A 22,470-nucleotide genomic window follows, 5' to 3' on the forward strand; every position below is an offset into this window, starting at 1 on the left:
GCGAAAGGATCGGCCGCTTGGTCAGAAGCCGTGCATCCGTTTGGCCCATTGAATCCCCACAATCATGCCTTTGAACCTAGGCAAGAGGTATAGAGACATGAGGATCGCGCCAACCGAAAACACCGCCGCGAGGACGTATGGCCCAGGTTGCCAACGCTCAAAGACAAACAGCATCAGTGTGCCGAGGATTTTCGCGGTGACCAGGATTGTCAGATAAGCCGGGCCATCATCGGCACGCGCATGAGACAAGTCTTCGCCACAGGTGCCGCAAGACGGGCGCAGTTTCAGATAGCTCTTAAAAATCGTGCCCTCGCCGCAATTGGGGCAACGCTGGCGCAGGCCCCGGCGCATGGCGGGCCAAGTCGGGCGTTCGGGCGAACCGGCCTCAAAGGCAGACCTATCGGGGGCATCTGTCATCGGGAACTCGCATGTGGGGTTGTTTCCTGCTTGCTTATTTAGCACCTGGATATGCCGCCGGACAGAGAGGCGTTTCGTCGCGATGGCGGGATGCGAAAAAAAAATCGACGGAACTCTGTGGGTCCCCCGTGGAAAGGGGCAGACAGGCAAAGAAAAGGAGTTTCGCATGTCCTCTCGTAAAGCAGTGATTATGGGCGTTTTGGTATCCGTGGCATTGACCGCTGCCGTGCCGGTGGCGGCCCAAGGATTTGGAGGCCCCCGCGGCCCGCAAGTTCTTTTTGAAGAATTGGATCTGAATGGCGATGGCGAGATCAGCCAAGAGGAAATGCTCAACCATCACGAGGGCCGGTTTGACCGCGCCGATGCGGATGGCGACGGGGTGTTGACACGCGACGAGATGATCGCCGCAGGGCAGGCCCGCGTTGAGGCCGGTGTCGACCGAATGCTGGAACGGCTTGATAGCGACGAAGATGGAGCGATCAGCCAGGCCGAGATGGAGGCCGCCGCCGAAGACCGGCAAGAACGGCGTCAGGCCCGGATGTTCGACCGTTTGGATGCCGATGACAGCGGCACGATCAGCGCCGAAGAGTTCGAAGACGCGGCGGAGTGGATGCGCGAACGGCGTGGTGGCGGCCATGGGTTCTTTGGCCGCGACCGCGGGTAAGACAGGCGCGTAGGCGGCAGGGGTTTCGCCTTTGTCGCCCGCACGCGATCGCGCTAAGCAGGGGCATGGTGCAGGTGGATGCCGAGCTGGATCAGTTGGAGGATGGTGCCTTGATGGTGCTTTACGCCAATGGCGATCAAGGGGCCGCGCGTGTGTTGACGGCGCGGCTCTTGCCGCGTGTGTTTAGCCATGCCGTGCGGGTTTTGGGCGATCGGGCCGAAGCTGAGGATGTGGCGCAAGACGCGATGATGCGGCTTTGGCGTGCGGCGGCGACGTGGCGACCCGATGGCGCGGCGAAGCCGGGCACGTGGCTCTATCGCGTCACTGCCAATCTTGTCGTGGATCGGTTGCGCCGCTCGGGGCGCGCGGTCGGTCTGGACGCGGTGGAGGAGCCTGCCGACGAGGCCGAGAGTGCCGAGGCGCGCTTGATGCGGCAAGGGCGGATGGCGGCCTTGGACGCGGGTCTGGCGCGACTGCCGGAACGGCAGCGCCAAGCCGTGGTTTTACGGCATATCGAGGGCTTGTCGAACCCGGAGATTGCCGCAGTGTTGGACATCAGCACCGAAGCGGTGGAAAGTTTGACGGCGCGGGGCAAACGCGCGCTGGCGGCCAATCTGGCCGGTCAGAAGGAGGCATTGGGCTATGGTGACGGATAAGGATGATCTTTCAGCACTTCTTGCTGAGGCGCGCCAGGATGCCATCCCGAGCGTTGATCTGACGGCGCGGGTCTTGGCGGATGCGGCGGCGGTTCATGCCGTGCCGCAGGCCCGCCCATCGGCCCGAGGTGGTTGGTTCGGCCAAGTGCTGGGCGCGATTGGCGGTTGGCCCGGTGTGTCGGGTTTGGCGATGGCGGGGGTCACCGGATTGATGATTGGCGTCTATGCCACCGAGAGTGTGGATGTGTTGTTGAACGGGCAACTGACGAGCTTGACCGGTGGTGATAGCTCGGGGCTGTTCCCCGCGATTGATGGCCTGGCATTTGCGTTAGAGGAGGGCTGAACACGATGGTTGAGACCCCTAATCCACCTTCGGCCCGGCGCCCGGCAGGTCGTGGCTTGAAGATTGCGCTTGTGCTGTCGTTGGTGGCGAACGTGATGATTGTTGGCGTAATCGCGGGCGCGGTCTGGGGCAAGATCGGTGGACCGTCCGGCGATGAGAATGGGCCGATGTCGTTGAGGAACCTTGGTCTTGGCCCGATGGTTTTTGTGCTGGAGCGAGACGATCGGGCGGCATTACGGGCGCGGATGGCGGCGGATGCAGATCGGTTCCGCCCTGAACTGCGCGGTTTAGGACGGTCCGTCCATGCATTCAGTGACGCTCTTCGGACGGAGCCGTTTGACCGCGCCGCTGCCGCGGCGGCCCTTCTGCAGCAACGCGGTCATGTGCAGGGGTTGCAGACCGAAGGGCATCGGGTCTTGTTGGATCAACTGGACGTGATGAGCCCAGAGGCGCGTACCGATCTGGCCGACCGACTGCAGAGACGATTGTCGCGGAGCAGGCCTGATCGAGATGGGCGGCCATGAGCCGATTACGCTCGAGCGTGTTTCCTTCGTGATTCTGCCAAGCCACCGGTGCGGTTGTGGCTATGCGGCAGAGGCGGTGGCCATCGTGACGAGGTTGCGGCCTTCCGATTTCGAGTCATACAGGGCTTGATCCGCGCGCTTTAGGATCGCTTTGGCGGAATCCTCACTCTCTTGCGAAAGAGCGATCCCAACGCTCATCGTGACCGAAATCGGTTCCGCCCCGGTCGCGACCATAATCGGGGTGCTTCCAACGGCCAAGCGGAGCCGCTCGGCCACCTCTAGCGCGCGAGTCCTGTCTGCATCGGGAATGGCCACAAGGAACTCTTCGCCGCCAATCCGTGCCACAAGATCCATGCTGCGCAGTTGCGCCCGAAGCCGTTTTGCCACAACCGCCAGAACACTGTCGCCAGCGGCATGGCCGTAGTGATCATTCACCTCTTTGAAAAAGTCCAAATCCAGCATCATCACGGCGATGCTTGTCCCACGATGGGCGAGCATCCGGTCCAGGTGATGCAAGGCGTAGCGCCGATTGTGGAGTCCGGTCAGGCTGTCGGTTACGGCCAGTTCCAATCCAGCATCCACGGTTGAGCGCAACCGGTCCGACTGCCGTTTGCGGCGGAGTTGCGTTTTGATCCGCACCGCCAGTTCATCGGCATCCAGCGGCTCATAGAGAATATCGCCAGCGCCGAGATCAAGCGCGATTGCGGCACGCTCGGCATCGCCAGAGGGCAAAATCATCAGAGTGGCAGCATGCCGGGTCACCGGTCGGGAGCGTAAATCAGACAGGAGCCGAAGCCCGTCATTGCGACCGGCCAGATCTGCGGAAATCACAAAAACGTCGGGTGCGTCCCTTGTGCCAAACTCGGCCAGCGCATGCTCCCGCGGGACAATCTCCACTTTGCCGGCGCGTTTCCCTTCAAGGGCGTGTTTCCAGACCACAGCAGTCGGCCCATCCGGGGCGACAAGGGCGATTCGACCAGGACCCTCGAACGCTTTTGCGCCCTCGGCAAAGCCAAGTTCAGCGCAGGTCTCTTCGCGCAGGCGCAATTCACGCTGCGTATCGCGGGCGCGCAGGAGAGAGCGTACCCGGGCAAGGAGAGCGATCTCATCCACGGGTTTGGTCAGGAAATCATCGGCGCCTTTTTCCAAGCCTTTCATTTTGCTATCTTTATCCGCCATGGCAGTGATTAGAATGACCGGAATGTCGGCTGTGTCAGGGTCCGCTTTCAGCTTCTCACAGACGGTGACACCGCTCATATCGGGCATCAGCACATCCAGAAGGATCAAGTCGGGCCTTTCTGACTTGGCTTTTCTGAGCGCATCTTCCCCACAATCGGCCTGAATCACCTCGTAATAGGCGACCGATAGTTTTACCTTCATCACGATCCGGTTGGTCGCAACATCGTCGACGACTAAGATACGCCCTGTCATACTCGAAGCTCCACTCTGTCCATCATGGGCTTGACGTCAGCTATGCGCTCGAAAAGTTAACAAACTATTTAACGTAAAGGTCAACTCTTTCCCATGATGCAGGATTCCGCCGAAAATGTTGCCCTAGGGGCACTTACATGGCTTGCCACGGACCAGGCGCTTTTTGAGGTCTTTTTGGGCTCAACCGGCGCATCCGTCGACGATGTGAAGGAGCGCGCTGCTGATCCACAGTTCCTGGCGGGTGTTTTGGAGTTCATTTTGATGGACGATGACTGGGTTGTGGCATGCTGCGATACGTTGAACCTGAGTTATGAAAACCTTGGCCATGCACGGCAAGCGCTGCCGGGCGGCGATCTTCCGAACTGGACGTGAGATCGACCTTGTGGTCTAGCTGAGCGCGCTATCTTCCTCGCCGCTGCGGAGTTTGCCCAAGAGACGGTTTAACTCGGCGCGTTCACCTGCGGAGAGTTTGTCGTTGAAATGAGCGATATTCTCCGAGCAAATCGGCATCGCGTCGGTTAGCCGTTTGTGCCCTTCGTCGGTCAAGGCCACCTCGGTCGTGCGGCGATCCTGACGGCCGATGCTGCGCGCGATCAACCCCTCATCTTCGAGTTGCCGTAGCGCCCGCGATGTCGCAGTCCGGTCGATGCCAACAAAACTGGCGATCTCAGACGGGTTCTTTAGTTGATCCTCTCCGACGGCCAGCAAGATACACCAGCCGGCTCGGGTCAGCCCGAAGTTGCGCAAACCCTCTTCAACCCGCCGCTCAATCAGGCGCGCGGTTTGCGAGGTGTGAAAACTGATGCTGTCATGCAGCCCGAAGCGGGGTTTTGTGCCATCCATGGCAGATACAATGGCGTTATGGTTGCATAATGGTCAAGTCACAGTCAGTGCTTTGTCCCATGCGGCACAGAATAAAGGCATCGAGTATGATCACCGGTATTCTTTTCGACAAAGACGGTACGCTGTTTGATTTCGAGGCCAGCTGGACGGGTTGGGCCAGCGGTGTCTTGCTGGATTTGGCCGATGGCGACCCGGAGAAAGCGATTCATCTCGGGCAGTGGATTGGGTTTGATTTTGCGGCTGGCCGGTTTGAGCCGGACAGCGTCGCGATTGCCGGGACATTGGACGAGACGACATCCGCGCTTCTGCAGGGTCTGCCGCATATGACCCATGACGCCTTGATCACGGTTTTGCGCACGTCCGGCGCGACGGCCCAGATGGTCGAGGCTGTGCCGCTTGCGCCCTATCTGGCTGATCTTCGGACGCGCGGGGTGCGTCTTGGCGTGGCGACGAATGATTCTGAGGTCTTGGCGCGATCACATCTCGCGGCCTTCGATGTCGACACCTCCTTTGACTACATCGCCGGTGCCGATAGCGGGTTCGGCGCAAAGCCTGGCCCTGGCATGTGCCTGGGGTTCTCAGATCAGTTTGATCTGGCGCCGGAGACGGTGCTGATGGTCGGGGATAGCCGCCATGACCTGATGGCGGCGCAAGCGGCGGGGATGATTGGGGTCGGTGTTTTGACCGGCATGGCCGGCGCAGACGACCTGTCTGATTTGGCGCAGGTGGTTCTGCCCGATATCGGTCATGTCCCGGGGTGGCTGGATGCCACCTATGGACCCGATACGCCGGGTCATCGTCAAAATACGACGCGATCGGTCGCTATCTGAACCTCCAAACCGGCCTGACCAAGGCAATCTGGTTCAGCCGAACGCCTTGGGAGAGACTTGATATGACTGCCGAACCATCGCCCCGCCGCCGTCGTTCCGGAGGCCGCAAAGGCCATGCCGACCGGGCTGGTCAGGCGACGATTGATCAAATGCCCTGGCGGTTGATCCGCAACACCGACAAGCCGACCGAGCCGCTGGACGACGAGGGTGTGCAGGCGATCCACAAGGGGGCGATGCATATCCTAAGCGAAATCGGGATCGAGTTTCTGAACGATGAGGCGCGAGAGATTCTGGCCGAGGCGGGCTGCAAGATCGACGGCGAAAACGTCTTCATGGATGAGGCGTTTGTGATGGAGATGATCGGCCATGCGCCCGATAGCTTCACCCTCACACCGCGCAATCTTGATCGGCAGCTGGTCATTGGCGGCGATTACCTCACGTTTGGCAATGTCTCTTCACCCCCCAATGCCTGGGACATGGAGCGCGGCAAACGCTCCGGCGATTTCGAGACTTACAAAGAGTTCCTGAAACTCACCCAGTATTTCAACTGCATCCATTTTGCGGGCGGTTATGCGCCGGAGCCGATTGATATTCACCCGTCGGTTCGGCATCTGGATTGCCTCTATGAAAAGCTGACCCTGACCGACAAAGTCGCGCATGCCTATTCGCTTGGGGCGGAACGGGTCGAAGACGTGATGGAAATGGTCCGGATCGCGGGCGGACTCAGCCATGAAGAGTTCGACGCCACGCCGCGAATGTACACAAACATCAACTCGGTCTCACCGCTGAAACACGACTTCCCGATGCTGGACGGTGCGATGCGTCTGGCTCGTCGGGGCCAACCGACGGTGGTCACGCCCTTCACTCTGGCCGGTGCCATGGCACCGGTGACCATGTCGGGCGCCGTCGCCCTGTCTTTGGCCGAAGGCTTGGCGGCCATTGCGCTTCTGCAATACATCAACCCGGGCTGCCCCGTGGCGATTGGCACCTTCACCTCGAATGTCGACATGAAATCCGGCGCTCCAGCGTTCGGCACCCCGGAATACATGCGCGCGACGCAGATGACCGGGCAGATGGCGCGGTTTTATGGGCTGCCAATGCGGTCTTCGGGCGTCTGCGCGGCGAATGTGCCCGATGGGCAGGCGATGTGGGAAACCTCGCAGAGCCTTTGGGCGGCCGTGCAGTCGGGAACCAACATGGTGTATCATGCCGCCGGCTGGCTTGAAGGCGGGTTAATCGCGTCACCAGAGAAATTCGTGATGGATTGCGAAATTTTGCAGCAAATTCAGCGGTATTTTGAGCCAGCGCTCTGGGCAACGGGCGATGACGAGATTGGGCTTGAGGCAATCCGGGAGGTGGGGCCAGGAGGGCACTATTTCGGCTGCGCCCATACGCAGGAACGCTATCAGACGGCGTTTTATCAGCCGTTTCTATCGGATTGGCGCAATTTCGAGGCCTGGCAACTCGATGGCAGCGTCTGGACCGCCGAACGCGCGCACCGGATGTACAAGCGCATCTTGGCTGAATTCGAGCCGCCTGCGATGGACATCGCGATCCGTGAGGAATTGCAGGCCTTCGTTGCAAAGCGTAAGGAAGAGGGCGGGGCCCCGACCGATTTCTAGGCTGCGTTCCCCGCTGCCTTACGTGTCGCCACCCGCCTGCTAGACAAACGGCGGTGCCCGACCTAGCGTCGCGTTATGGTCTCCTCCGACATGCATGACAGCCGCTATTCGTGGCTCCGCCTTGGCGTCACGCTGCTGATCGCCATGGTGGGCAATGTGGGGATGTGGGCGATCATTGTGATCTTACCCGCGATCCAGGGGGAATTTGACGTCGACCGCTCGGCCGCGTCTTTGCCCTATGCGACAACGATGATTGGTTTCGCGCTGGGCAATCTGGTGATTGGGCGGGCCGTGGATCGGTTCGGCATCACCTGGTGTTTCATCGCCTCGGCCCTCGGCTTGGGTCTGTTTTTCAGCCTGTCGGCCGCGGCCAGCTCGATCTTTGTGCTCTCGATCTTGCAGTTCATCGTAGGTTTTGGAACTGCCACCAGTTTTGGCCCCCTGATCGCGGATATCTCGCATTGGTTCTTGCGCCGCCGGGGCATTGCCGTGGCGATCGCGGCGAGCGGTAATTACCTTTCGGGCGCCATATGGCCGTTTCTTCTCAGTGGTATCTTGGCCGATCAAGGCTGGCGCGCGGCCTATCTTTTGCTTGCTGCAGTGACGGTATTGGTGATGATCCCGCTGGCGCTGATGCTGCGCCGGCAAGTGCCCGCCAGCGCGGTATCCGATGAGGTCATCGCGGTGCCCGGACGCGACAGGCGGGTCAGCTTCACGCCCGGCCAATTGCAGATGCTGCTTTTCATTGCCGGGCTCGCCTGCTGCGTCGCGATGGCGATGCCGCAGGTGCATATCGTGGCGCTGTGCGTTGATCTGGGCTATGGGCCCGCGGTCGGGGCTGAGATGTTGTCGCTGATGCTTTTAGGTGGGGTGGCCTCGCGGCTTGTCTCGGGCCTGGTGGCGGATTGGCTTGGCGGGGTGATCACCTTGCTGATCGGGTCCGTCCTGCAATGTATCGCGCTCTTCCTGTTCTTGCCTTTTGACGGGTTGGTCTCGCTTTACATCGTGAGCTTGATCTTTGGCCTGGCGCAGGGTGGCATCGTGCCGAGCTATGCGATCATCGTACGGGAATACATGCCCGCGCGGGAGGCGGGCGCGCGTGTCGGGGCGGTGATTATGGCGACGATCATTGGCATGGCGCTTGGCGGCTGGATGTCAGGCTGGATCTACGATGTGACGGGCGATTATCAGTTGGCGTTCATCAATGGCATCGCTTGGAATGGGTTGAACATTGGGATCATGGTCCTGATCTTGATGAATGCCCGGCGTGGCGCGGGACGCCAAGCCGGGGCCGGAGAGCGCTTGGCTCCATGACGCGTTTCGCGGCTTCGCAGGCACAGCGCTCTGGACCATCGAATTCTAGGGAACAGGGGGCAAGATTGCCGGGTGTGCAGCCCGATCCGTGGCGCTGTCGTCCGAAAGGGGGCGATCAGGTCACCCGGTTTGCGACCTTATAAGCCGGGTCATCCCAAAGACGGTGCTCCATGATGTCTTGTAGAATCTCCGCCGCCGCCACGATGTCGGTGTCGTCGAGATAAAGCGGCGTGAACCCAAAGCGCATGATATCTGGTGCCCGGAAATCTCCGATCACGCCGCGCGCCACCAGGGCTTGCATCGCGGCATAGCCATGCTCAAACGCGAACGACACCTGGCTGCCGCGCGCCTCTGGATCGCGCGGGCTGGCCAGGGTCAGATCGGGGCAGCGGGCTTCGACCTCTTGGATGAACTTTTCCGACAGCTGGATCGAGGCGGCCCGCACCTCGGCCATCGTCAGGCCCTCCCAAACCTTCAGGGCCTCTTCCAGCGCCGAGGTCTGGAGCACGGGCGGGGTGCCGACGCGCATCCGTTCGATATTGCCAGCCGGGCGATAGTCGAGATCGAAGGCGAAGGGCGCGTCATGGCCGAGCCAGCCGGAAAGGGCCGGGCGGACCTGCGCCATGATGTCTGGGCGGACATAGATGAACGCGGGCGCGCCGGGGCCACCATTAAGGTATTTATAGGTGCAGCCAACGGCGAACTCGCAGTTCGATGCCGCCAGATCGACCGGGATCGCGCCCGCCGAATGCGCCAGATCCCAGATCATCACCGCGCCATGTGCATGCGCAGCGTCGGTGATCGCTTTCATATCGTGCAATCGCCCGGTGCGATAATCGACCTCGGTCAACATTACGGCGGCGACGCGGTCATCAATCGCGCCCGCGACCTTTTCCGGCGCCACGATCTTCAACTCGTGACCCTGGTTCAGCGAGGTCAGCAACCCTTGCGCCATGTAAAGATCGGTGGGGAAATTGCCGCTATCGGAGAGCACGACCTTGCGGTCAGGCCGCATCTCAAGCGCCGAGGCCAGCGCCTGATAGACTTTGATAGAAAGTGTGTCGCCCATCACCACACTGCCCGCAGGCGCGCCGATCAGCCGGGCCACCTGATCACCCACGCGGGCCGGTTGCTCCATCCATTTCGCATCGTTCCAGCCACGGATCAGCTGTGCGCCCCATTCCTCGGTCACCACCTCGCCCACGCGCGCGGCAACGGATTTCGGTAAAGGCCCAAGCGAATTGCCATCAAGATAAATCACGCCTTCGGGCAGGTCGAAGAGCTGTTTTCGGGGAAGGGTCGCCATCGTTCAAAGGCCTCCGCGCAGATTCCATAGTTCGGGGAAAAGCTCCACCTCCAGCATTTTGCGGAGGTATTTCACGCCACTCGTACCGCCGGTGCCGCGTTTGAACCCGATGACACGTTCGACCGTGGTGACATGGTTGAAGCGCCAGCGGCGGAAATAGTCCTCAAGGTCCACCAGCTTCTCGGCCAACTCATAGAGGGTCCAGTGTTGGGCCGGGTCCTGATAAATCAGCGTCCAGGCCTGGGCGATCTCATCATCATGTTGATGCGGGGCCTCCATGCGGAACACCGACGGATCGAATGGGATGCCCGTCCGCTCCGAAAGCGCATTTAGCGCGACATGGTAGAGCGTCGGCTTGGCCAGTTCATCGGTCAGCATTTGGTGCAATTCGGGCCGATGTTCATGGACCTTCATCAGCGCTTTGTTCCGATTGCCAAGCGCATATTCGATCAGCCGGTATTGATGCGATTGAAAGCCGGAGGAGTTGCCAAGCGCCTCGCGGAAGGTCGTGTAGTCGCTCGGCGTCATAGTGCGCAGCACATCCCAGGCCGAATTCAGTTGATCGAAGATGCGCGCAACGCGGGTCAACATCTTGAACGCAGGTTCGAAATTGCCGGATATCATCACGTCTCGGGCGGCGGCGATCTCGTGCAGGACAAGCTTCATCCAGAGTTCAGAGGTCTGATGCTGGATGATGAACAACATCTCGTCATGGGCGGTGGAAAGAGGTGTTTGCGCGTCCAGAACCTGGTCGATCTTCAGATAATCGCCATAGCTCATATCGGTTTTGAACGACATCTTCGCGCCGTCTTGGCTCGGGTCATATCCCTGGCTCATGATCTCCTCCCTCTCAGCGGGTCAGCTCTTGCACCAGCGGGCTCTCGGCCTCGGCTAGGGTTTCGATGACCGAGAAATGGTTCTTGCCCGCCTCATAAACCTCCGTGATAGCGCTGCCCTTGCCTTGCCAAGCCTCGCCGATCAGCCGGGTCTGACGGAGCAATTCGGGGCGCTCGGCGGCGCCGACCCAGAAACAGGCCGGGATGCCGGGATAGGGAGCCTGGAGGGCGGGGCTTTCAGCCTCGGCCTCTTCGGCGTCCAGATGCAAGGTTTCGTTCATTTTGGTCAGCAACAGCGGTCGGAGGTCATGGATGCCGCTGACCGACACGATCTTTTCCAGCCGGGTGAGGATATCTGACGCGAGCGGCCCGTTTTGACACAGCACCCGCGCGGTCAGATGCCCGCCCGCCGAATGGCCGATGATGCGGATTGGGCCAGCGACGCTTTGCGCGGCGGTAGTGATCGCCGCTCCGATCTCTGCTGTGATCTGCGAAATCCGGGCTTCGGGGGCGAGGGTGTAGCTGGGTAGCGCCACGGCCCAGCCTTTGGCCAGCGGCCCGGCGGCCAGATGCGAGAAATACGCCTTTTCCAGCATGTGCCAATAGCCGCCATGGATGAAGACGATCAGGCCGCGCGGCGCGCCATTGGGCAGGAACAGGTCCACGCGATTGCGCGGGCCGTCGCCATAGGCCAGGTCGAGCTCGGCCCGCGTTGTTTCCCGAAAATGAGCCGCGGCGCTGGACCAACGCGCTGCCAATTGATCACTGCCAGGCACATAGCTGGAATTATCAAACGCGTCGGTCCAATCGATCATTCGGCGTTGCCCTTCATGAACATCGGCCCGCCACGCCAGCGCGGGAAGCCGTAGCCATTGACCATCACCACATCGATCGCCTCAGGGCTTTCAGCGATGCTTTCGGCAAGGATTTTCTCACCCTCGGCCTGCATCATCTCAAGGATGCGCGCCATGATGTCTTCGCGCGACATTGGCACGCGCGTGATGCCGCGCCGGGCCGATTCCGCTTCGATCAAGGCCGTGACCTCGGGGTCGGGGCGACCGTTTTTGTCGTCGCTGTAATCATACCAGCCTTTGCCGGTCTTGCGCCCAAACCGGCCCTGTTCGCAGAGCCGATCCGCGATCTCGACATAGCGTTCATTGGGGTCCCGGGTCGGCGCTTTGCGTTTGCGCGTCGCCCATCCGATATCCAGCCCGGCCAGATCGGCCATCTGGAACACGCCCATGGGGAAGCCAAAGGCCACCATCGCGGCGTCCACATCCTGGGGCAGGGCACCGTCCTCCAACATGTAGTCCGCCTCGCGCCGATAGGCTGACATGACCCGATTGCCGATGAACCCGTCGCAGACGCCAGAGGGCACGGTCACCTTTTTGAGCCGTTTGCCGAGGGCCAGCCCGGTGGCCAGCACATCCGGCGCGGCGGCCTCGGTCACGATCAACTCGAGCAGTTTCATGATATGGGCGGGGGAGAAGAAATGCAGACCGAAGACACGCGAGGGGTCTTTGGTGCTGGCGCCGATCTCGTTGATATCGAGATAGGAAGTGTTGGAGGCCAGGATCGCCTCGGGTTTGGTCACCCGATCCAGTTCGGCGAAGACCTGTTTTTTCACCTCCATGTCTTCGAAGACGGCTTCGATCACCAGATCCACCTCGGCCAAGGCAGCATAATCAATGCTGCCGCTCAAACCCGCTTCAGCTTTGGTTCGTGCCGCGGGTGAGAGCAGCCCGCGCTTGGCACTGCTGGCGAGCGTATCGCGGACCCGCGTGAGGCCCGCCTGAAGCGCCGCCTCATCGCGCTCGATCATCGTGACTGAGAGGCCAGCGGTGAGACAAGACACCGCAATGCCTGCGCCCATCGTGCCACCGCCGATGACCCCGATTTGGGCGAGCGGGCGCGGCGTCGCGCCCTTGGCGCGCGCGATTTTCGAGGCGCTGCGCTCGGCGAAGAAGATATGGCGGAGCGCGGTGGATTGAGTGGTGTCCCTCAGGTCGATGAAGGCTGCGCGTTCGGCGTCGAAAGCGGCCTCTGCGTCCAGGTCTAAAGACCGATCCACGGCGTCGATCGTGGCGACGGGCGAAAGCTGCCCTCTTGCTTTGGTCCGGATGCGGGTTTTCAGCGCCTCATAGGCGGCGATGTCTTCCGGCGGCTCTGCCGCGCGCTGCATCAAAGGCGTTGGCATGACCCCGTCTGCCGCTTCAGCGGCCAGCGCCCGCGCGGCCTCGAGGATGTCGCCCGCCGCCACCTTGTCGACCAGGCCGAGTTCTGCGGCTCTTGCGCCCGAGATCGGCTTACCGCTCGAAATCATCTCAAGCGCATGGTTTGCGGGCACAACACGGGGCAAGAAAACCGTGCCACCCGCGCCGGGGATGATGCCCAAATGAACTTCCGGCAGGCCCAGTTTTGCCGTGGCGGTGGCCACCCGATGGCTGCACCCAAGCGCGACCTCAAGCCCGCCGCCCAAGGCGACGCCCTGGATCGCCGCGACCCAGGGTTTCGTAACCGCATCAAGCATCCGAACGACGCTTGGCAGGTCCGGGTCCTGCATCGGTTGACCAAACTCGCGAATATCCGCACCCGCGATGAAGCTGCTGCCCGCGCCGATGAGAACGCTGGCGCGGACCTCTGGATTGGCCTCTGTCGCACGAATGGCATCGGCCAGCCCTTGACGGATCGCATGGCTCAACGCGTTGACCGGCGGGTTCGACAGGGTGACTGTCGCGATCCCGCCGTCAACTTCAACTGTGACGCTCATTGAAAGGCCTGCAACCCGGTTTGCGCCCGGCCCAGGATCAGCGCGTGAATATCGTGGGTGCCCTCATAGGTGTTGACGGCTTCCAGGTTCATCACATGACGGATCACGCCGTATTCGTCGCTGACGCCATTGCCGCCATGCATGTCGCGGGCGACACGGGCGATATCGAGCGCCTTGCCGCAATTGTTGCGCTTCATCAGGCTGATCAGTTCCGCAGGCGCGGTATGATCGTCCAGCATCCGACCGAGACGCAGCGCGCCCAGAAGGCCAAGCGAAATTTCGGTCTGCATATCGGCGAGCTTCTTCTGGATCAGCTGCGTCGCGGCCAGCGGTTTGCCGAACTGTTTGCGCTCCATCGTATAGCTGCGCGCGGCGTGCCAGCAGGCTTCCGCCGCGCCCATGGCGCCCCAGGAAATCCCATAACGTGCGCGGTTGAGACAGCCAAAGGGACCCGCCAAGCCGCTGATATTCGGCAAAAGGTTCTCTTCGGGGACAAATACCTCATCCATCTGGATCATCCCGGTGATCGAGGCGCGGAGGCTGAATTTGCCTTCGATTTTCGGTGCCACCAGGCCTTTCATGCCCTTTTCGAGCACGAAGCCGCGGATCTTGCCGTCATGCGCATCCGATTTCGCCCAGATCACGAACACATCGGCAATCGGCGAGTTGGTGATCCAGTTTTTGGCACCGGAGACCAGATAGCCGCCATCGACCGGCTTGGCGCGGGTCAACATGCCACCGGGATCGGAGCCGTGATCGGGCTCCGTCAGGCCAAAACAGCCGACCCATTCACCGGTGGCCAGTTTCGGCAGATATTTCTGCCGCTGTGCCTCAGAACCATAAGCAAAGATCGGATGCATCACGAGCGAGGATTGCACCGACATGGCCGAGCGATAGCCGCTATCGATCCGTTCCACTTCGCGGGCGACCAACCCGTAAGAGACGTAATTCGCGCCCACGCCGCCGTATTCTTCGGGGATGGTCGAGCCGAGAAGCCCAAGCGCGCCCATTTCGGTCATGATCTCGCGGTGAAAAACTTCGTGCCGGTTCGCTTCGACCACGCGGGCGGCCAGTTTGTCCTGGCAATAGGCGCGGGCGGCGTCTGAAATCATCCGCTCTTCTTCGCTGAGCTGGCTCTCGATCAGGAAGGGGTCTTCCCAGTTCATCGGAGACAATTTCGAGGCGGCAAGTTTGGCGGCGCTGTCCATTGCGTGATCTTCGGGCATCGTTTCCTCGCTACAGATGTGAGCCATGGGCTCTGGATTGGTACGCCTTGGGCGGATTAATTTCAAGCATAAAGGTTCATACTTGAAATACCTGGCAACCCGCGTAAGGTGTTTCGAAAGATGACATGGCCGGATTCGGCTCTGTTCGGGTTAGGGAGATCACGATGCGCGTCGTTTGCCTAGGGGGTGGCCCTGCCGGTTTGTATTTTGCGATTTCGATGAAGCTCCGAAATCCGGCCCATGAGGTCACAGTTCTCGAGCGAAACAAGGCGGATGACACCTTTGGCTGGGGCGTCGTTCTGTCCGATGACGCGCTGGGAAATATGACCGAGAATGATCCGATCTCGGCCGCGGCCATCCGCGAGAACTTCGCTTATTGGGATGATATCGCCGTCGTCCATGACGGTCATCGCACGGTGTCGGGCGGGCATGGGTTCGCCGGGATTGGGCGCAAGAAGATGCTCCTCCTTCTACAAGAACGCGCACGCGCTTTGGGAGTTAACTTGCAGTTCGAGACGCCCATCGGGCCGGTCGAAGACTACACCAGTGCGTATGATCTCGTGGTCGCCTGTGACGGGATCAACAGCGCGGTTCGGACCGCCTGGGCCGAGCATTTTAAGCCCGAAGTGGATGTGCGGGAGTGCAAGTTCATCTGGCTCGGCACACGTCAGAAATTCGATGACGCCTTCACCTTCATTTTCGAAAAGACCGAGCATGGCTGGGTGTGGGTCCATGCCTATCAATTCGACGACGACACCGCGACGGTGATTGTCGAATGCCAGCAGGAGACTTGGGACAAGCTTGGTTTTGAGGCGATGTCGAAGGCCGAGATCATCGAAACCTGCGAAACGCTGTTTGCGGCGCATTTGGATGGCCACAAGCTGATGTCGAATGCCGATCATCTGCGCGGCTCGGCGGTGTTTATGAATTTCCCACGTGTGCTTTGCGAGAAATGGCACCATGAGAACGTGGTGCTTTTGGGCGATGCCTCGGCGACGGCGCATTTCTCGATTGGTTCGGGCTCACGGCTGGCTTTCGACAGTGCGATTGCATTGGCGGAGTTTTTGCACACCGAGCCGAGCCTGGAACGCGCCTTTGAGCGTTATCAGGATGAGCGTCGCCTGGATGTGCTTCGGCTGCAATCGGCAGCCCGTAATTCGCTTGAATGGTTCGAGCAGGTTGAGCGCTACCTCCATATGGACCCGGTGCAGTTTAATTATTCGCTGCTCACCCGATCGCAGCGGATTTCCCATGAGAACTTGCGTCTGCGGGACCCGGATTGGCTGCTCTCGGCGGAGAAGTGGTTTCAGGATCAGGCCGGCGCGCCATCGAACGCCCCTGTACGCCCGCCGATGTTCGCGCCTTTCAAGCTGCGCGATATGACGCTTGAGAACCGCGTCGTGGTATCCCCCATGGCGCAGTATAAGGCGGTCGATGGTTGCCCCACTGATTGGCATCTGATCCATTACGGCGAGCGGGCCAAGGGCGGCGCGGGGCTGATCTATACAGAGATGACGTGCGTGTCCGAGACGGGTCGCATCACGCCGGGCTGCCCGGGGCTTTATGCGCCCGAGCATGAGGCGGCCTGGGCACGACTGATCGATTTTGTCCATGGTGAGACAGAGGCAAAAATCTGCTGTCAGATTGGACATTCGGGCCGCAAAGGCTCCACCAATATCGGTTGGGAGGGGATGGACACGCCCCTTGCCTCTGGCAATTGGGCGCTGATTTCGGCATCGGCGATCCCTTGGTCGGCAGAGAATGCCGTGCCGCGCGAGATGACCCGCGCGGATATGGATGCGGTGCGCAATCAGTTTGTAGCTGCGGCTCAGATGGCGGAGCGGGCGGGCTTCGACATGATCGAGCTACACGCGGCGCATGGCTATCTGATCTCGTCTTTCATTTCGCCGGTCTCGAATACTCGGACCGATGTATATGGCGGCAGCCTGGAAAATCGGATGCGCTATCCGCTGGAGGTGTTCCAGGCGATGCGAGCGGTTTGGCCAGAGCGCAAACCAATGTCGGTGCGGATTTCGGCCAATGACTGGATGGGCGATGAGGGCGTGACCCCGGAAGAGGCGGTTGCGATTGCGAAGATGTTCAAGATGGCCGGGGCCGACATCATCGACGTGTCCGCCGGGCAGACTACGACCGATGCCAAACCGGTTTATGGTCGGATGTTCCAAACCCCGTTTTCGGACCGCATCCGCAACGAGGCCGCTATCCACACCATGGCGGTCGGCAATATCTATGAGGCGGATCATGCCAATTCGATCCTGATGGCGGGGCGCGCGGATTTGATTGCCGTGGGCCGCCCGCATTTGGCCGATCCCTATTGGACCTTCCATGAGGCCGCCCGTATCGGCGATCGACATGCGGTCTGGCCAAAACCTTACGAAGCGGGCCGCGATCAGACCTGGCGCTTGGCCGACAGGGATGCCGAGGCGATCCGCGCATGAGCCTTGCGGGTCGTCATATCGTGATCACCGGCGGGGGCAGCGGCGTTGGGGCTGAAATTGCTACCCGTGCGGCTCAGGCCGGTGGCGAGGTGACAATCCTCGGGCGCCGATCTGAGCCGCTTCAAGCGGTTGCTGATCAAATCGGCGGGCTGGCACTGATATGCGATGTCACCGACCGGGCAGCGGTCGACGCGACGCTGCGCCAAGCCGCGGCAGAGCAGGGGCCGATCGATATCGCGGTCGCCAATGCAGGCGCGGCCGAAGGCGTGCCGTTTGCCAAAATGACAGCGGATAATCTCGCTTCTGATTTGTCGGTCAATCTGGGCGGGGTGTTCAACCTGTGGCATGCGGCTCTGCCGGATATGAAAACGCAAGGCTGGGGCCGGATGATCGCCGTTGCGTCCACGGCGGGGCTCAAAGGCTACCCCTATGTGGCGGGATATTGTGCCGCAAAACATGGCGTAATCGGCCTGACCCGGGCTTTGGCGCTGGAACTGGCCGCCACCGGGATAACGGTCAACGCAGTTTGCCCTGGCTTCATTGAGACGCCGCTTTTGGAGCGATCGATTGCCAATATCACCGAAAAAACCGGGATGACCGCGGAACAGGCAGCCAAATCACTCCGCCGATCCAATCCGCAAGATCGATTTATTCAAACGAGCGAGGTGGCAGAGGCCGTTCTGTGGCTGTGCAGCGAGGCCGCGCGTTCGGTGAATGGGCATGCGCTGAGCCTGTCTGGAGGGGAAATATGACGACTGATCCGTTGATCCAATCGCGCGAACCGGCCAGCAAGGAGCGCCTGCGCCTTTGGTTGCGCCTCTTAAAATCGACCCGCGTGGTCGAGGCGGAGCTGCGTGAAAAGCTGCGCCTGGAGTTTGCATCGACTCTGCCGCGCTTCGATGTGATGGCGGCGCTGCATCGCCACCCTAAGGGGCTGAAAATGAGCGAGTTGTCGCGGTTCCTGATGGTCTCCAACGGCAATGTGACGGGCATCGTGGACCGGCTGACCGAAGAGGGGTTCGCGCTCCGCGAACAGGTCCCAGGCGATCGGCGGGCCGCGCGGGCGAGATTGACCAAGAAAGGCATCGAAGAGTTTGCACGCCAGGCGGAGGCGCATGAGGCTTGGGTCGATCAGCTTCTGGCCGAGATCGATCCGGCGCTGGCCGCTGAGTTGGGCCAAGCCCTGACCCGCATTTCAGATCAGGTTGAGGAGTGACGCCGATGGCGCGGAGCGACACCACCCATTTCCGTTGTCACATTGCTGATCGTATCGCCACGATCTCGCTCGACCGGCCCGAGCGGAAAAACCCTCTGACTTTCGACAGTTACGCGGAGCTACGGGATTGGTTCCGGGACTTGCCCTATGCCGATGACGTGGATGTCGTGATCTTTGCGCCCAATGGCGGGAATTTCTCCTCCGGCGGCGACGTGCATGACATTATCGGGCCGCTGACCCGGATGACGATGAAAGAGCTTCTGGCCTTCACGCGCATGACAGGCGATCTGGTCAAGGCAATGGTGAATTGCGGCAAGCCGATTATCGCGGCCGTGGATGGGATTTGTGCGGGCGCAGGCGCGATTATCGCCATGGCGTCAGACCTGCGGATCGCCACGCCCGAGGCGAAAACCGCGTTTTTGTTCACCCGTGTGGGCCTTGCCGGTGCCGATATGGGGGCTTGCGCCATCCTGCCGCGGATCATCGGGCAGGGGCGGGCGGCGGAATTGCTCTATACCGGGCGCGCAATGTCCGCCGACGAAGGCGCGGCTTGGGGGTTTTACAATAGAGTCGTGCCTGCCGATCAGCTGAAGGATGCGGCGCGTGACATGGCCAGCCGCATCGCGGCAGGTCCGAATTTCGCACATATGATGACCAAAACCATGCTGGCGCAGGAATGGTCGATGTCGATTGAACAGGCCATCGAAGCGGAAGCGCAGGCGCAGGCAATTTGCATGCAGACCCAGGATTTCGAGCGGGCCTACACCGCCTTCGTTGCGAAGGAAAAACCAGTGTTTGAGGGCGATTGATGGCGGATCGAAGTTTCCTGGATTGGCCGTTTTTCGAGCCGCATCATCGCGATTTGGCTGACGCTCTGGACGCTTGGGCTGGTGATGCCGTCGCCAAGATCGACCATAGCAAAACTGATGCGGCCTGCCGCGCGCTGGTTGCGGAACTCGGTGCGGGCGGCTGGCTGTCTCATGCGACGGTTGAGCCGGGGAGCAACGCGCCGCTTGATGTGCGGACGCTCTGCCTGATCCGAGAGACGCTGGCGCGCCATGATGGGCTGGCCGATTTTGCCTTTGCGATGCAAGGCTTGGGCACGGGTGCAATCTCGTTGTTTGGAACGGATGCGCAGAAGGCCGATTGGCTTCCCAAGGTGCGGGCGGGGCAGGCGATCTCCGCCTTTGCGCTGACGGAGCCGCAATCGGGATCTGACGTGGCCAATTCAACCATGACTGCCACGCGGGATGGCGCAGATTATGTGCTGACCGGTCAGAAGACCTGGATCAGCAATGGCGGCATCGCCGATCTGTATACGGTCTTTGCTCGGACAGGTGACGGGCCCGGCGCGCGAGGGTTGTCGGCCTTCATCGTGTCTGCGGACACGCCGGGCTTGGCCATTGCGGAACGGCTCGACACCATCGCGCCGCACCCGTTGGCCACGCTTGATTTCGCCGAGTGCCGCATCCCGGCCAGCGCGATGATCGGCGAAAGCGGCGCGGGGTTCAAAATCGCCATGTCGGTCTTGGATGTGTTCCGCCCCACCGTGGCCGCCGCCGCTCTGGGCTTTGCCCGCCGGGCGCTGGATGAAGCCCTGTCGCGGGTGACGACTCGCGAGGTGCAAGGCGCGCCGCTTTTCGATTTGCAGATGGTGCAAGGCCATATCGCGGATATGGCGCTTGATGTGGATGCGGCGGCGCTGCTGATCTACCGCGCGGCTTGGACCAAGGACAGTGGCGCGCCGCGCATCACACGAGAGGCGGCGATGGCGAAGCTTTTCGCCACGGATCAAGCGCAACAGGTGATTGACAAAGCCGTGCAGCTTTTCGGTGGCGCGGGGGTGAAGTCTGGCGAGACTGTCGAGAAACTCTACCGTGAAATCAGAGCGTTACGCATCTATGAAGGCGCGTCGGATGTGCAGCGGGTGATCATTGCCCGGCAAGCGCTGGATGCGCATTTGGGAGGGTAGGCCATGTTGAGACCTTCGGCCCATACCGACACATTTACACGCGATAACCTGCCGCCTGCCGAGACCTGGCCAGACCTTCTGTTGGACGGGTTTGACTATCCGGATCGACTGAATGCAGCGGTAGAGTTGACCGATGCAATGGTCGGAAAGGGATTTGGGGATCACACAGCGCTGATCGGCAATGGGCGGCGGCGCACCTACAAGGAATTGACCGATTGGACCAACCGGCTGGCGCATGCCCTGGTCGATGATTTGGGAATTAAGCCGGGCAATCGCGTTCTGATCCGTTCGGCCAATAACCCGGCGATGGTCGCGTGTTGGTTGGCCGCGACCAAGGCGGGGGCGGTGGTGATCAACTCCATGCCGATGCTGCGGGCTGGCGAGCTTACGAAATATGTTGATCTGGCGGAGATCACCTTCGCGCTTTGTGACACGCGGCTGATGGATGAGATGACGGCCTGCGCCAAGGACAGCGCGTTTCTGAAAACGGTTGTGGGCTTTGATGGCACGTCGAACCATGATGCCGAATTGGACCGCTTGGCGTTGGAGAAACCCGTGCAGTTTGAGGCGGTTGCGACGGCGCAGGACGATGTGGCGCTGCTTGGGTTCACTTCTGGCTCCACCGGCACCCCAAAGGCCACAATGCATTTCCATCGCGATCTGTTGATCATCGCCGATGGCTACGCGCGCGAGGTTTTGGGTGTTACCGAGACGGATGTGTTCATCGGCTCGCCGCCTTTGGCCTTCACCTTCGGCCTGGGCGGGTTGGCGATTTTCCCGCTCCGCTTTGGTGCAGCGGCGACGCTTCTGGAAAATGCATCTCCACCGAATATGGTTGAAATCATTCAGAAATACCGCGCGACGGTCTGTTTCACCGCGCCGACGGCCTATCGCGCGATGATGAAAGCGATGGAGGAAGGCGCCGACCTTTCATCACTCCGCGCGGCGGTTTCGGCGGGTGAGACCTTGCCCGGCCCGGTTTATGACGAATGGATGGAAAAGACGGGCAAGCCGATGCTGGACGGGATCGGCGCGACCGAGATGCTGCATATCTTCATCACCAACCGCTTTAATGATCACCGCGCCGCCTGCACCGGCAAACCGGTTGCGGGATATGAGGCAAAGGTGATTGGGCCAGACGGAGCGGAAGTGCCACCGGGCGAAACCGGGCGTTTGGCGGTGCGTGGGCCGACGGGATGCCGGTATTTGGGCGGCGCGAAGCAAACGGTATATGTGCAGGATGGATGGAACATTTCGGGTGACGCATTCACGATGGATGCAGATGGCTATTTCCATTTCGCCGCCCGGAATGACGATATGATCCTATCGGCGGGCTACAATATCGCCGGGCCAGAGGTGGAGGCCGCGCTTCTGTCGCATGAGGCGGTGGCGGAATGCGCCGTGATCGGTGTGCCGGATGCCGAACGGGGCGCGATCGTCGAGGCGCATGTGGTGCTGTCTCCGTGCGCCCAGCCGGGCGCGCCTTTGGTGCGCGACCTGCAAGATCATGTCAAAGCCACCATTGCGCCGTTCAAATACCCGCGCTCGATTGTGTTCACCGAGGCCTTGCCGAAAACGGAAACCGGCAAGATTCAACGCTTTCGCTTGCGGTCAACGACACCGGAGGCCGGGTAAGCATGGGGTTCACCATGCGTCAGAAGGTGCTGTTCAAACACTGCGATCCAGCCGGGATCGTGTTTTATCCGCGCTATTTCGAAATGATGAACGATTGCGTCGAAGCGTTCTTTGACGAGATCGGACATCCGTTTGAAACCCTCCATCAGAGCGGGGCGGTGCCGACGGCGCAGATTGAGGCAGAGTTCACCGCACCAAGCCGACATGGCGATCAGTTGGCGATTGATCTGGGCGTGACGCGGGTCGGACGGAGCAGCCTTGGCATCGACTTCATCGCGCGAACCGAGGCAGAGACCCGGTTTGAAGCCAGCGCCGTCTTGGTGCATGTGGGCAGCGACGGCCGGCCGGTGCCTTGGCCCACAGATTTGAAAGCATCGCTTATGCGAGAGATGGAAGGACGCTGATC

General features: G+C 60.9%; 23 protein-coding genes. 15 read left to right on the top strand and 8 right to left on the bottom strand.

Going from position 1 to position 22,470, the window contains the following annotated elements; translation table 11 throughout:
* Positions 1–21: 21 nt before the first annotated feature.
* Positions 22–417, bottom strand: a complete 396-nt coding sequence (locus GTF44_RS13530) for a DUF983 domain-containing protein (protein ID WP_171561825.1) — start codon at positions 415–417, stop codon at positions 22–24.
* A gap of 166 nt (positions 418–583) precedes the next feature.
* On the opposite strand from GTF44_RS13530, the gene GTF44_RS13535 reads away from it, so the two are divergent.
* From GTF44_RS13535 to GTF44_RS13550, 4 genes are all read left to right on the top strand, one after another.
* On the top strand, positions 584–1,081 hold the full coding sequence (locus GTF44_RS13535) for an EF-hand domain-containing protein (RefSeq protein WP_171561822.1): 498 nt from the start codon (positions 584–586) through the stop codon (positions 1,079–1,081).
* Between the two features lie 65 nt (positions 1,082–1,146).
* On the top strand, positions 1,147–1,737 hold the full coding sequence (locus GTF44_RS13540) for an RNA polymerase sigma factor (protein ID WP_171561819.1): 591 nt from the start codon (positions 1,147–1,149) through the stop codon (positions 1,735–1,737).
* Positions 1,724–2,080 (top strand): hypothetical protein, encoded by a 357-nt coding sequence (locus GTF44_RS13545; RefSeq protein ID WP_145216518.1) that lies wholly within the window; start codon positions 1,724–1,726, stop codon positions 2,078–2,080. The genes GTF44_RS13540 and GTF44_RS13545 overlap by 14 nt, the downstream gene beginning before the upstream one ends.
* A gap of 5 nt (positions 2,081–2,085) precedes the next feature.
* Complete coding sequence (locus GTF44_RS13550) at positions 2,086–2,604, top strand: periplasmic heavy metal sensor (RefSeq protein ID WP_171561817.1); 519 nt, start codon at positions 2,086–2,088, stop codon at positions 2,602–2,604.
* Between the two features lie 60 nt (positions 2,605–2,664).
* Here the strand turns inward: GTF44_RS13550 and GTF44_RS13555 are convergent, their stop codons facing one another.
* Entirely contained in the window at positions 2,665–4,035 is a 1,371-nt protein-coding gene (locus GTF44_RS13555; RefSeq protein WP_171561815.1) for a PleD family two-component system response regulator, read from the bottom strand.
* 93 nt (positions 4,036–4,128) lie between these two features.
* Here GTF44_RS13555 and GTF44_RS13560 point away from each other — a divergent pair, with 93 nt between their 5' ends.
* On the top strand, positions 4,129–4,407 hold the full coding sequence (locus GTF44_RS13560) for a DUF3572 domain-containing protein (protein WP_145216527.1): 279 nt from the start codon (positions 4,129–4,131) through the stop codon (positions 4,405–4,407).
* 15 nt (positions 4,408–4,422) lie between these two features.
* Here the strand turns inward: GTF44_RS13560 and GTF44_RS13565 are convergent, their stop codons facing one another.
* Entirely contained in the window at positions 4,423–4,878 is a 456-nt protein-coding gene (locus GTF44_RS13565) for a MarR family winged helix-turn-helix transcriptional regulator (protein ID WP_171561812.1), read from the bottom strand.
* 86 nt (positions 4,879–4,964) lie between these two features.
* Here GTF44_RS13565 and GTF44_RS13570 point away from each other — a divergent pair, with 86 nt between their 5' ends.
* The 3 genes from GTF44_RS13570 (at position 4,965) to GTF44_RS13580 (ending at position 8,644) form a co-directional block, all read left to right on the top strand.
* On the top strand, positions 4,965–5,708 hold the full coding sequence (locus tag GTF44_RS13570) for an HAD family hydrolase (RefSeq protein WP_171561809.1): 744 nt from the start codon (positions 4,965–4,967) through the stop codon (positions 5,706–5,708).
* Positions 5,709–5,770: 62 nt separating this feature from the next.
* The gene (locus tag GTF44_RS13575) at positions 5,771–7,330 is read left to right on the top strand and encodes a trimethylamine methyltransferase family protein (protein ID WP_171561807.1); all 1,560 of its coding nucleotides are present in this window, start codon (positions 5,771–5,773) and stop codon (positions 7,328–7,330) included.
* A gap of 75 nt (positions 7,331–7,405) precedes the next feature.
* The gene (locus tag GTF44_RS13580; protein ID WP_171561804.1) at positions 7,406–8,644 is read left to right on the top strand and encodes an MFS transporter; all 1,239 of its coding nucleotides are present in this window, start codon (positions 7,406–7,408) and stop codon (positions 8,642–8,644) included.
* Positions 8,645–8,759: 115 nt separating this feature from the next.
* On the opposite strand, the gene kynU is transcribed toward GTF44_RS13580, so the two are convergent.
* From kynU to GTF44_RS13605, 5 genes are read right to left on the bottom strand one after another with little or no spacing between them, the layout of a single operon-like run.
* Positions 8,760–9,950: a kynureninase gene (gene kynU, locus GTF44_RS13585; RefSeq protein ID WP_171561802.1), complete on the bottom strand. Its 1,191-nt coding sequence runs from the start codon at positions 9,948–9,950 to the stop codon at positions 8,760–8,762.
* A 3-nt stretch (positions 9,951–9,953) separates the two neighbouring features.
* On the bottom strand, positions 9,954–10,787 hold the full coding sequence (locus GTF44_RS13590; RefSeq protein ID WP_171561800.1) for a tryptophan 2,3-dioxygenase: 834 nt from the start codon (positions 10,785–10,787) through the stop codon (positions 9,954–9,956).
* A gap of 13 nt (positions 10,788–10,800) precedes the next feature.
* Positions 10,801–11,601 (bottom strand): alpha/beta hydrolase, encoded by an 801-nt coding sequence (locus GTF44_RS13595; RefSeq protein ID WP_171561797.1) that lies wholly within the window; start codon positions 11,599–11,601, stop codon positions 10,801–10,803.
* Complete coding sequence (locus tag GTF44_RS13600; protein WP_171561794.1) at positions 11,598–13,556, bottom strand: 3-hydroxyacyl-CoA dehydrogenase NAD-binding domain-containing protein; 1,959 nt, start codon at positions 13,554–13,556, stop codon at positions 11,598–11,600. Before GTF44_RS13600 ends, GTF44_RS13595 begins: the two co-directional genes overlap by 4 nt.
* Positions 13,553–14,764, bottom strand: a complete 1,212-nt coding sequence (locus tag GTF44_RS13605) for an acyl-CoA dehydrogenase (protein ID WP_171561913.1) — start codon at positions 14,762–14,764, stop codon at positions 13,553–13,555. Before GTF44_RS13605 ends, GTF44_RS13600 begins: the two co-directional genes overlap by 4 nt.
* A gap of 182 nt (positions 14,765–14,946) precedes the next feature.
* Between GTF44_RS13605 and GTF44_RS13610 the strand changes: the two genes are divergently transcribed.
* The 7 genes from GTF44_RS13610 to GTF44_RS13640 are packed head-to-tail and all read left to right on the top strand — an operon-like array spanning position 14,947 to position 22,468.
* Positions 14,947–17,241: a bifunctional salicylyl-CoA 5-hydroxylase/oxidoreductase gene (locus GTF44_RS13610; RefSeq protein ID WP_171561791.1), complete on the top strand. Its 2,295-nt coding sequence runs from the start codon at positions 14,947–14,949 to the stop codon at positions 17,239–17,241.
* Positions 17,238–17,993, top strand: a complete 756-nt coding sequence (locus GTF44_RS13615) for an SDR family NAD(P)-dependent oxidoreductase (RefSeq protein ID WP_171561789.1) — start codon at positions 17,238–17,240, stop codon at positions 17,991–17,993. Before GTF44_RS13610 ends, GTF44_RS13615 begins: the two co-directional genes overlap by 4 nt.
* A complete protein-coding gene (locus tag GTF44_RS13620; protein ID WP_145216560.1) occupies positions 17,990–18,457 on the top strand; it encodes a MarR family winged helix-turn-helix transcriptional regulator in 468 nt (155 codons plus the stop codon). The genes GTF44_RS13615 and GTF44_RS13620 overlap by 4 nt, the downstream gene beginning before the upstream one ends.
* Before the next feature lie 5 nt (positions 18,458–18,462).
* A complete protein-coding gene (locus tag GTF44_RS13625; protein ID WP_171561786.1) occupies positions 18,463–19,266 on the top strand; it encodes an enoyl-CoA hydratase family protein in 804 nt (267 codons plus the stop codon).
* Positions 19,266–20,429: an acyl-CoA dehydrogenase family protein gene (locus GTF44_RS13630; protein ID WP_171561783.1), complete on the top strand. Its 1,164-nt coding sequence runs from the start codon at positions 19,266–19,268 to the stop codon at positions 20,427–20,429. Before GTF44_RS13625 ends, GTF44_RS13630 begins: the two co-directional genes overlap by 1 nt.
* A gap of 3 nt (positions 20,430–20,432) precedes the next feature.
* Complete coding sequence (locus tag GTF44_RS13635; RefSeq protein WP_171561780.1) at positions 20,433–22,064, top strand: AMP-binding protein; 1,632 nt, start codon at positions 20,433–20,435, stop codon at positions 22,062–22,064.
* A 2-nt stretch (positions 22,065–22,066) separates the two neighbouring features.
* Entirely contained in the window at positions 22,067–22,468 is a 402-nt protein-coding gene (locus GTF44_RS13640) for a thioesterase family protein (RefSeq protein WP_171561777.1), read from the top strand.
* The last annotated feature ends 2 nt before the right edge of the window (positions 22,469–22,470 follow it).

It is taken from the genome of Roseobacter sp. HKCCD6576-2, from assembly GCF_013179285.1.
In the GTDB taxonomy this organism is placed as follows: domain Bacteria; phylum Pseudomonadota; class Alphaproteobacteria; order Rhodobacterales; family Rhodobacteraceae; genus Rhodophyticola; species Rhodophyticola oceani.

Bases quoted from the DNA above. Each gene is read 5' to 3' on its own strand.
- GTF44_RS13530 (WP_171561825.1), bottom strand. From the start codon at position 417: ATGACAGATGCCCCCGATAGGTCTGCCTTTGAGGCCGGTTCGCCCGAA.
- GTF44_RS13535 (WP_171561822.1), top strand. From the start codon at position 584: ATGTCCTCTCGTAAAGCAGTGATTATGGGCGTTTTGGTATCCGTGGCA.
- GTF44_RS13540 (WP_171561819.1), top strand. From the start codon at position 1,147: ATGGTGCAGGTGGATGCCGAGCTGGATCAGTTGGAGGATGGTGCCTTG.
- GTF44_RS13545 (WP_145216518.1), top strand. From the start codon at position 1,724: ATGGTGACGGATAAGGATGATCTTTCAGCACTTCTTGCTGAGGCGCGC.
- GTF44_RS13550 (WP_171561817.1), top strand. From the start codon at position 2,086: ATGGTTGAGACCCCTAATCCACCTTCGGCCCGGCGCCCGGCAGGTCGT.
- GTF44_RS13555 (WP_171561815.1), bottom strand. From the start codon at position 4,035: ATGACAGGGCGTATCTTAGTCGTCGACGATGTTGCGACCAACCGGATC.
- GTF44_RS13560 (WP_145216527.1), top strand. From the start codon at position 4,129: ATGATGCAGGATTCCGCCGAAAATGTTGCCCTAGGGGCACTTACATGG.
- GTF44_RS13565 (WP_171561812.1), bottom strand. From the start codon at position 4,878: ATGGATGGCACAAAACCCCGCTTCGGGCTGCATGACAGCATCAGTTTT.
- GTF44_RS13570 (WP_171561809.1), top strand. From the start codon at position 4,965: ATGATCACCGGTATTCTTTTCGACAAAGACGGTACGCTGTTTGATTTC.
- GTF44_RS13575 (WP_171561807.1), top strand. From the start codon at position 5,771: ATGACTGCCGAACCATCGCCCCGCCGCCGTCGTTCCGGAGGCCGCAAA.
- GTF44_RS13580 (WP_171561804.1), top strand. From the start codon at position 7,406: ATGGTCTCCTCCGACATGCATGACAGCCGCTATTCGTGGCTCCGCCTT.
- kynU (WP_171561802.1), bottom strand. From the start codon at position 9,950: ATGGCGACCCTTCCCCGAAAACAGCTCTTCGACCTGCCCGAAGGCGTG.
- GTF44_RS13590 (WP_171561800.1), bottom strand. From the start codon at position 10,787: ATGAGCCAGGGATATGACCCGAGCCAAGACGGCGCGAAGATGTCGTTC.
- GTF44_RS13595 (WP_171561797.1), bottom strand. From the start codon at position 11,601: ATGATCGATTGGACCGACGCGTTTGATAATTCCAGCTATGTGCCTGGC.
- GTF44_RS13600 (WP_171561794.1), bottom strand. From the start codon at position 13,556: ATGAGCGTCACAGTTGAAGTTGACGGCGGGATCGCGACAGTCACCCTG.
- GTF44_RS13605 (WP_171561913.1), bottom strand. From the start codon at position 14,764: ATGGACAGCGCCGCCAAACTTGCCGCCTCGAAATTGTCTCCGATGAAC.
- GTF44_RS13610 (WP_171561791.1), top strand. From the start codon at position 14,947: ATGCGCGTCGTTTGCCTAGGGGGTGGCCCTGCCGGTTTGTATTTTGCG.
- GTF44_RS13615 (WP_171561789.1), top strand. From the start codon at position 17,238: ATGAGCCTTGCGGGTCGTCATATCGTGATCACCGGCGGGGGCAGCGGC.
- GTF44_RS13620 (WP_145216560.1), top strand. From the start codon at position 17,990: ATGACGACTGATCCGTTGATCCAATCGCGCGAACCGGCCAGCAAGGAG.
- GTF44_RS13625 (WP_171561786.1), top strand. From the start codon at position 18,463: ATGGCGCGGAGCGACACCACCCATTTCCGTTGTCACATTGCTGATCGT.
- GTF44_RS13630 (WP_171561783.1), top strand. From the start codon at position 19,266: ATGGCGGATCGAAGTTTCCTGGATTGGCCGTTTTTCGAGCCGCATCAT.
- GTF44_RS13635 (WP_171561780.1), top strand. From the start codon at position 20,433: ATGTTGAGACCTTCGGCCCATACCGACACATTTACACGCGATAACCTG.
- GTF44_RS13640 (WP_171561777.1), top strand. From the start codon at position 22,067: ATGGGGTTCACCATGCGTCAGAAGGTGCTGTTCAAACACTGCGATCCA.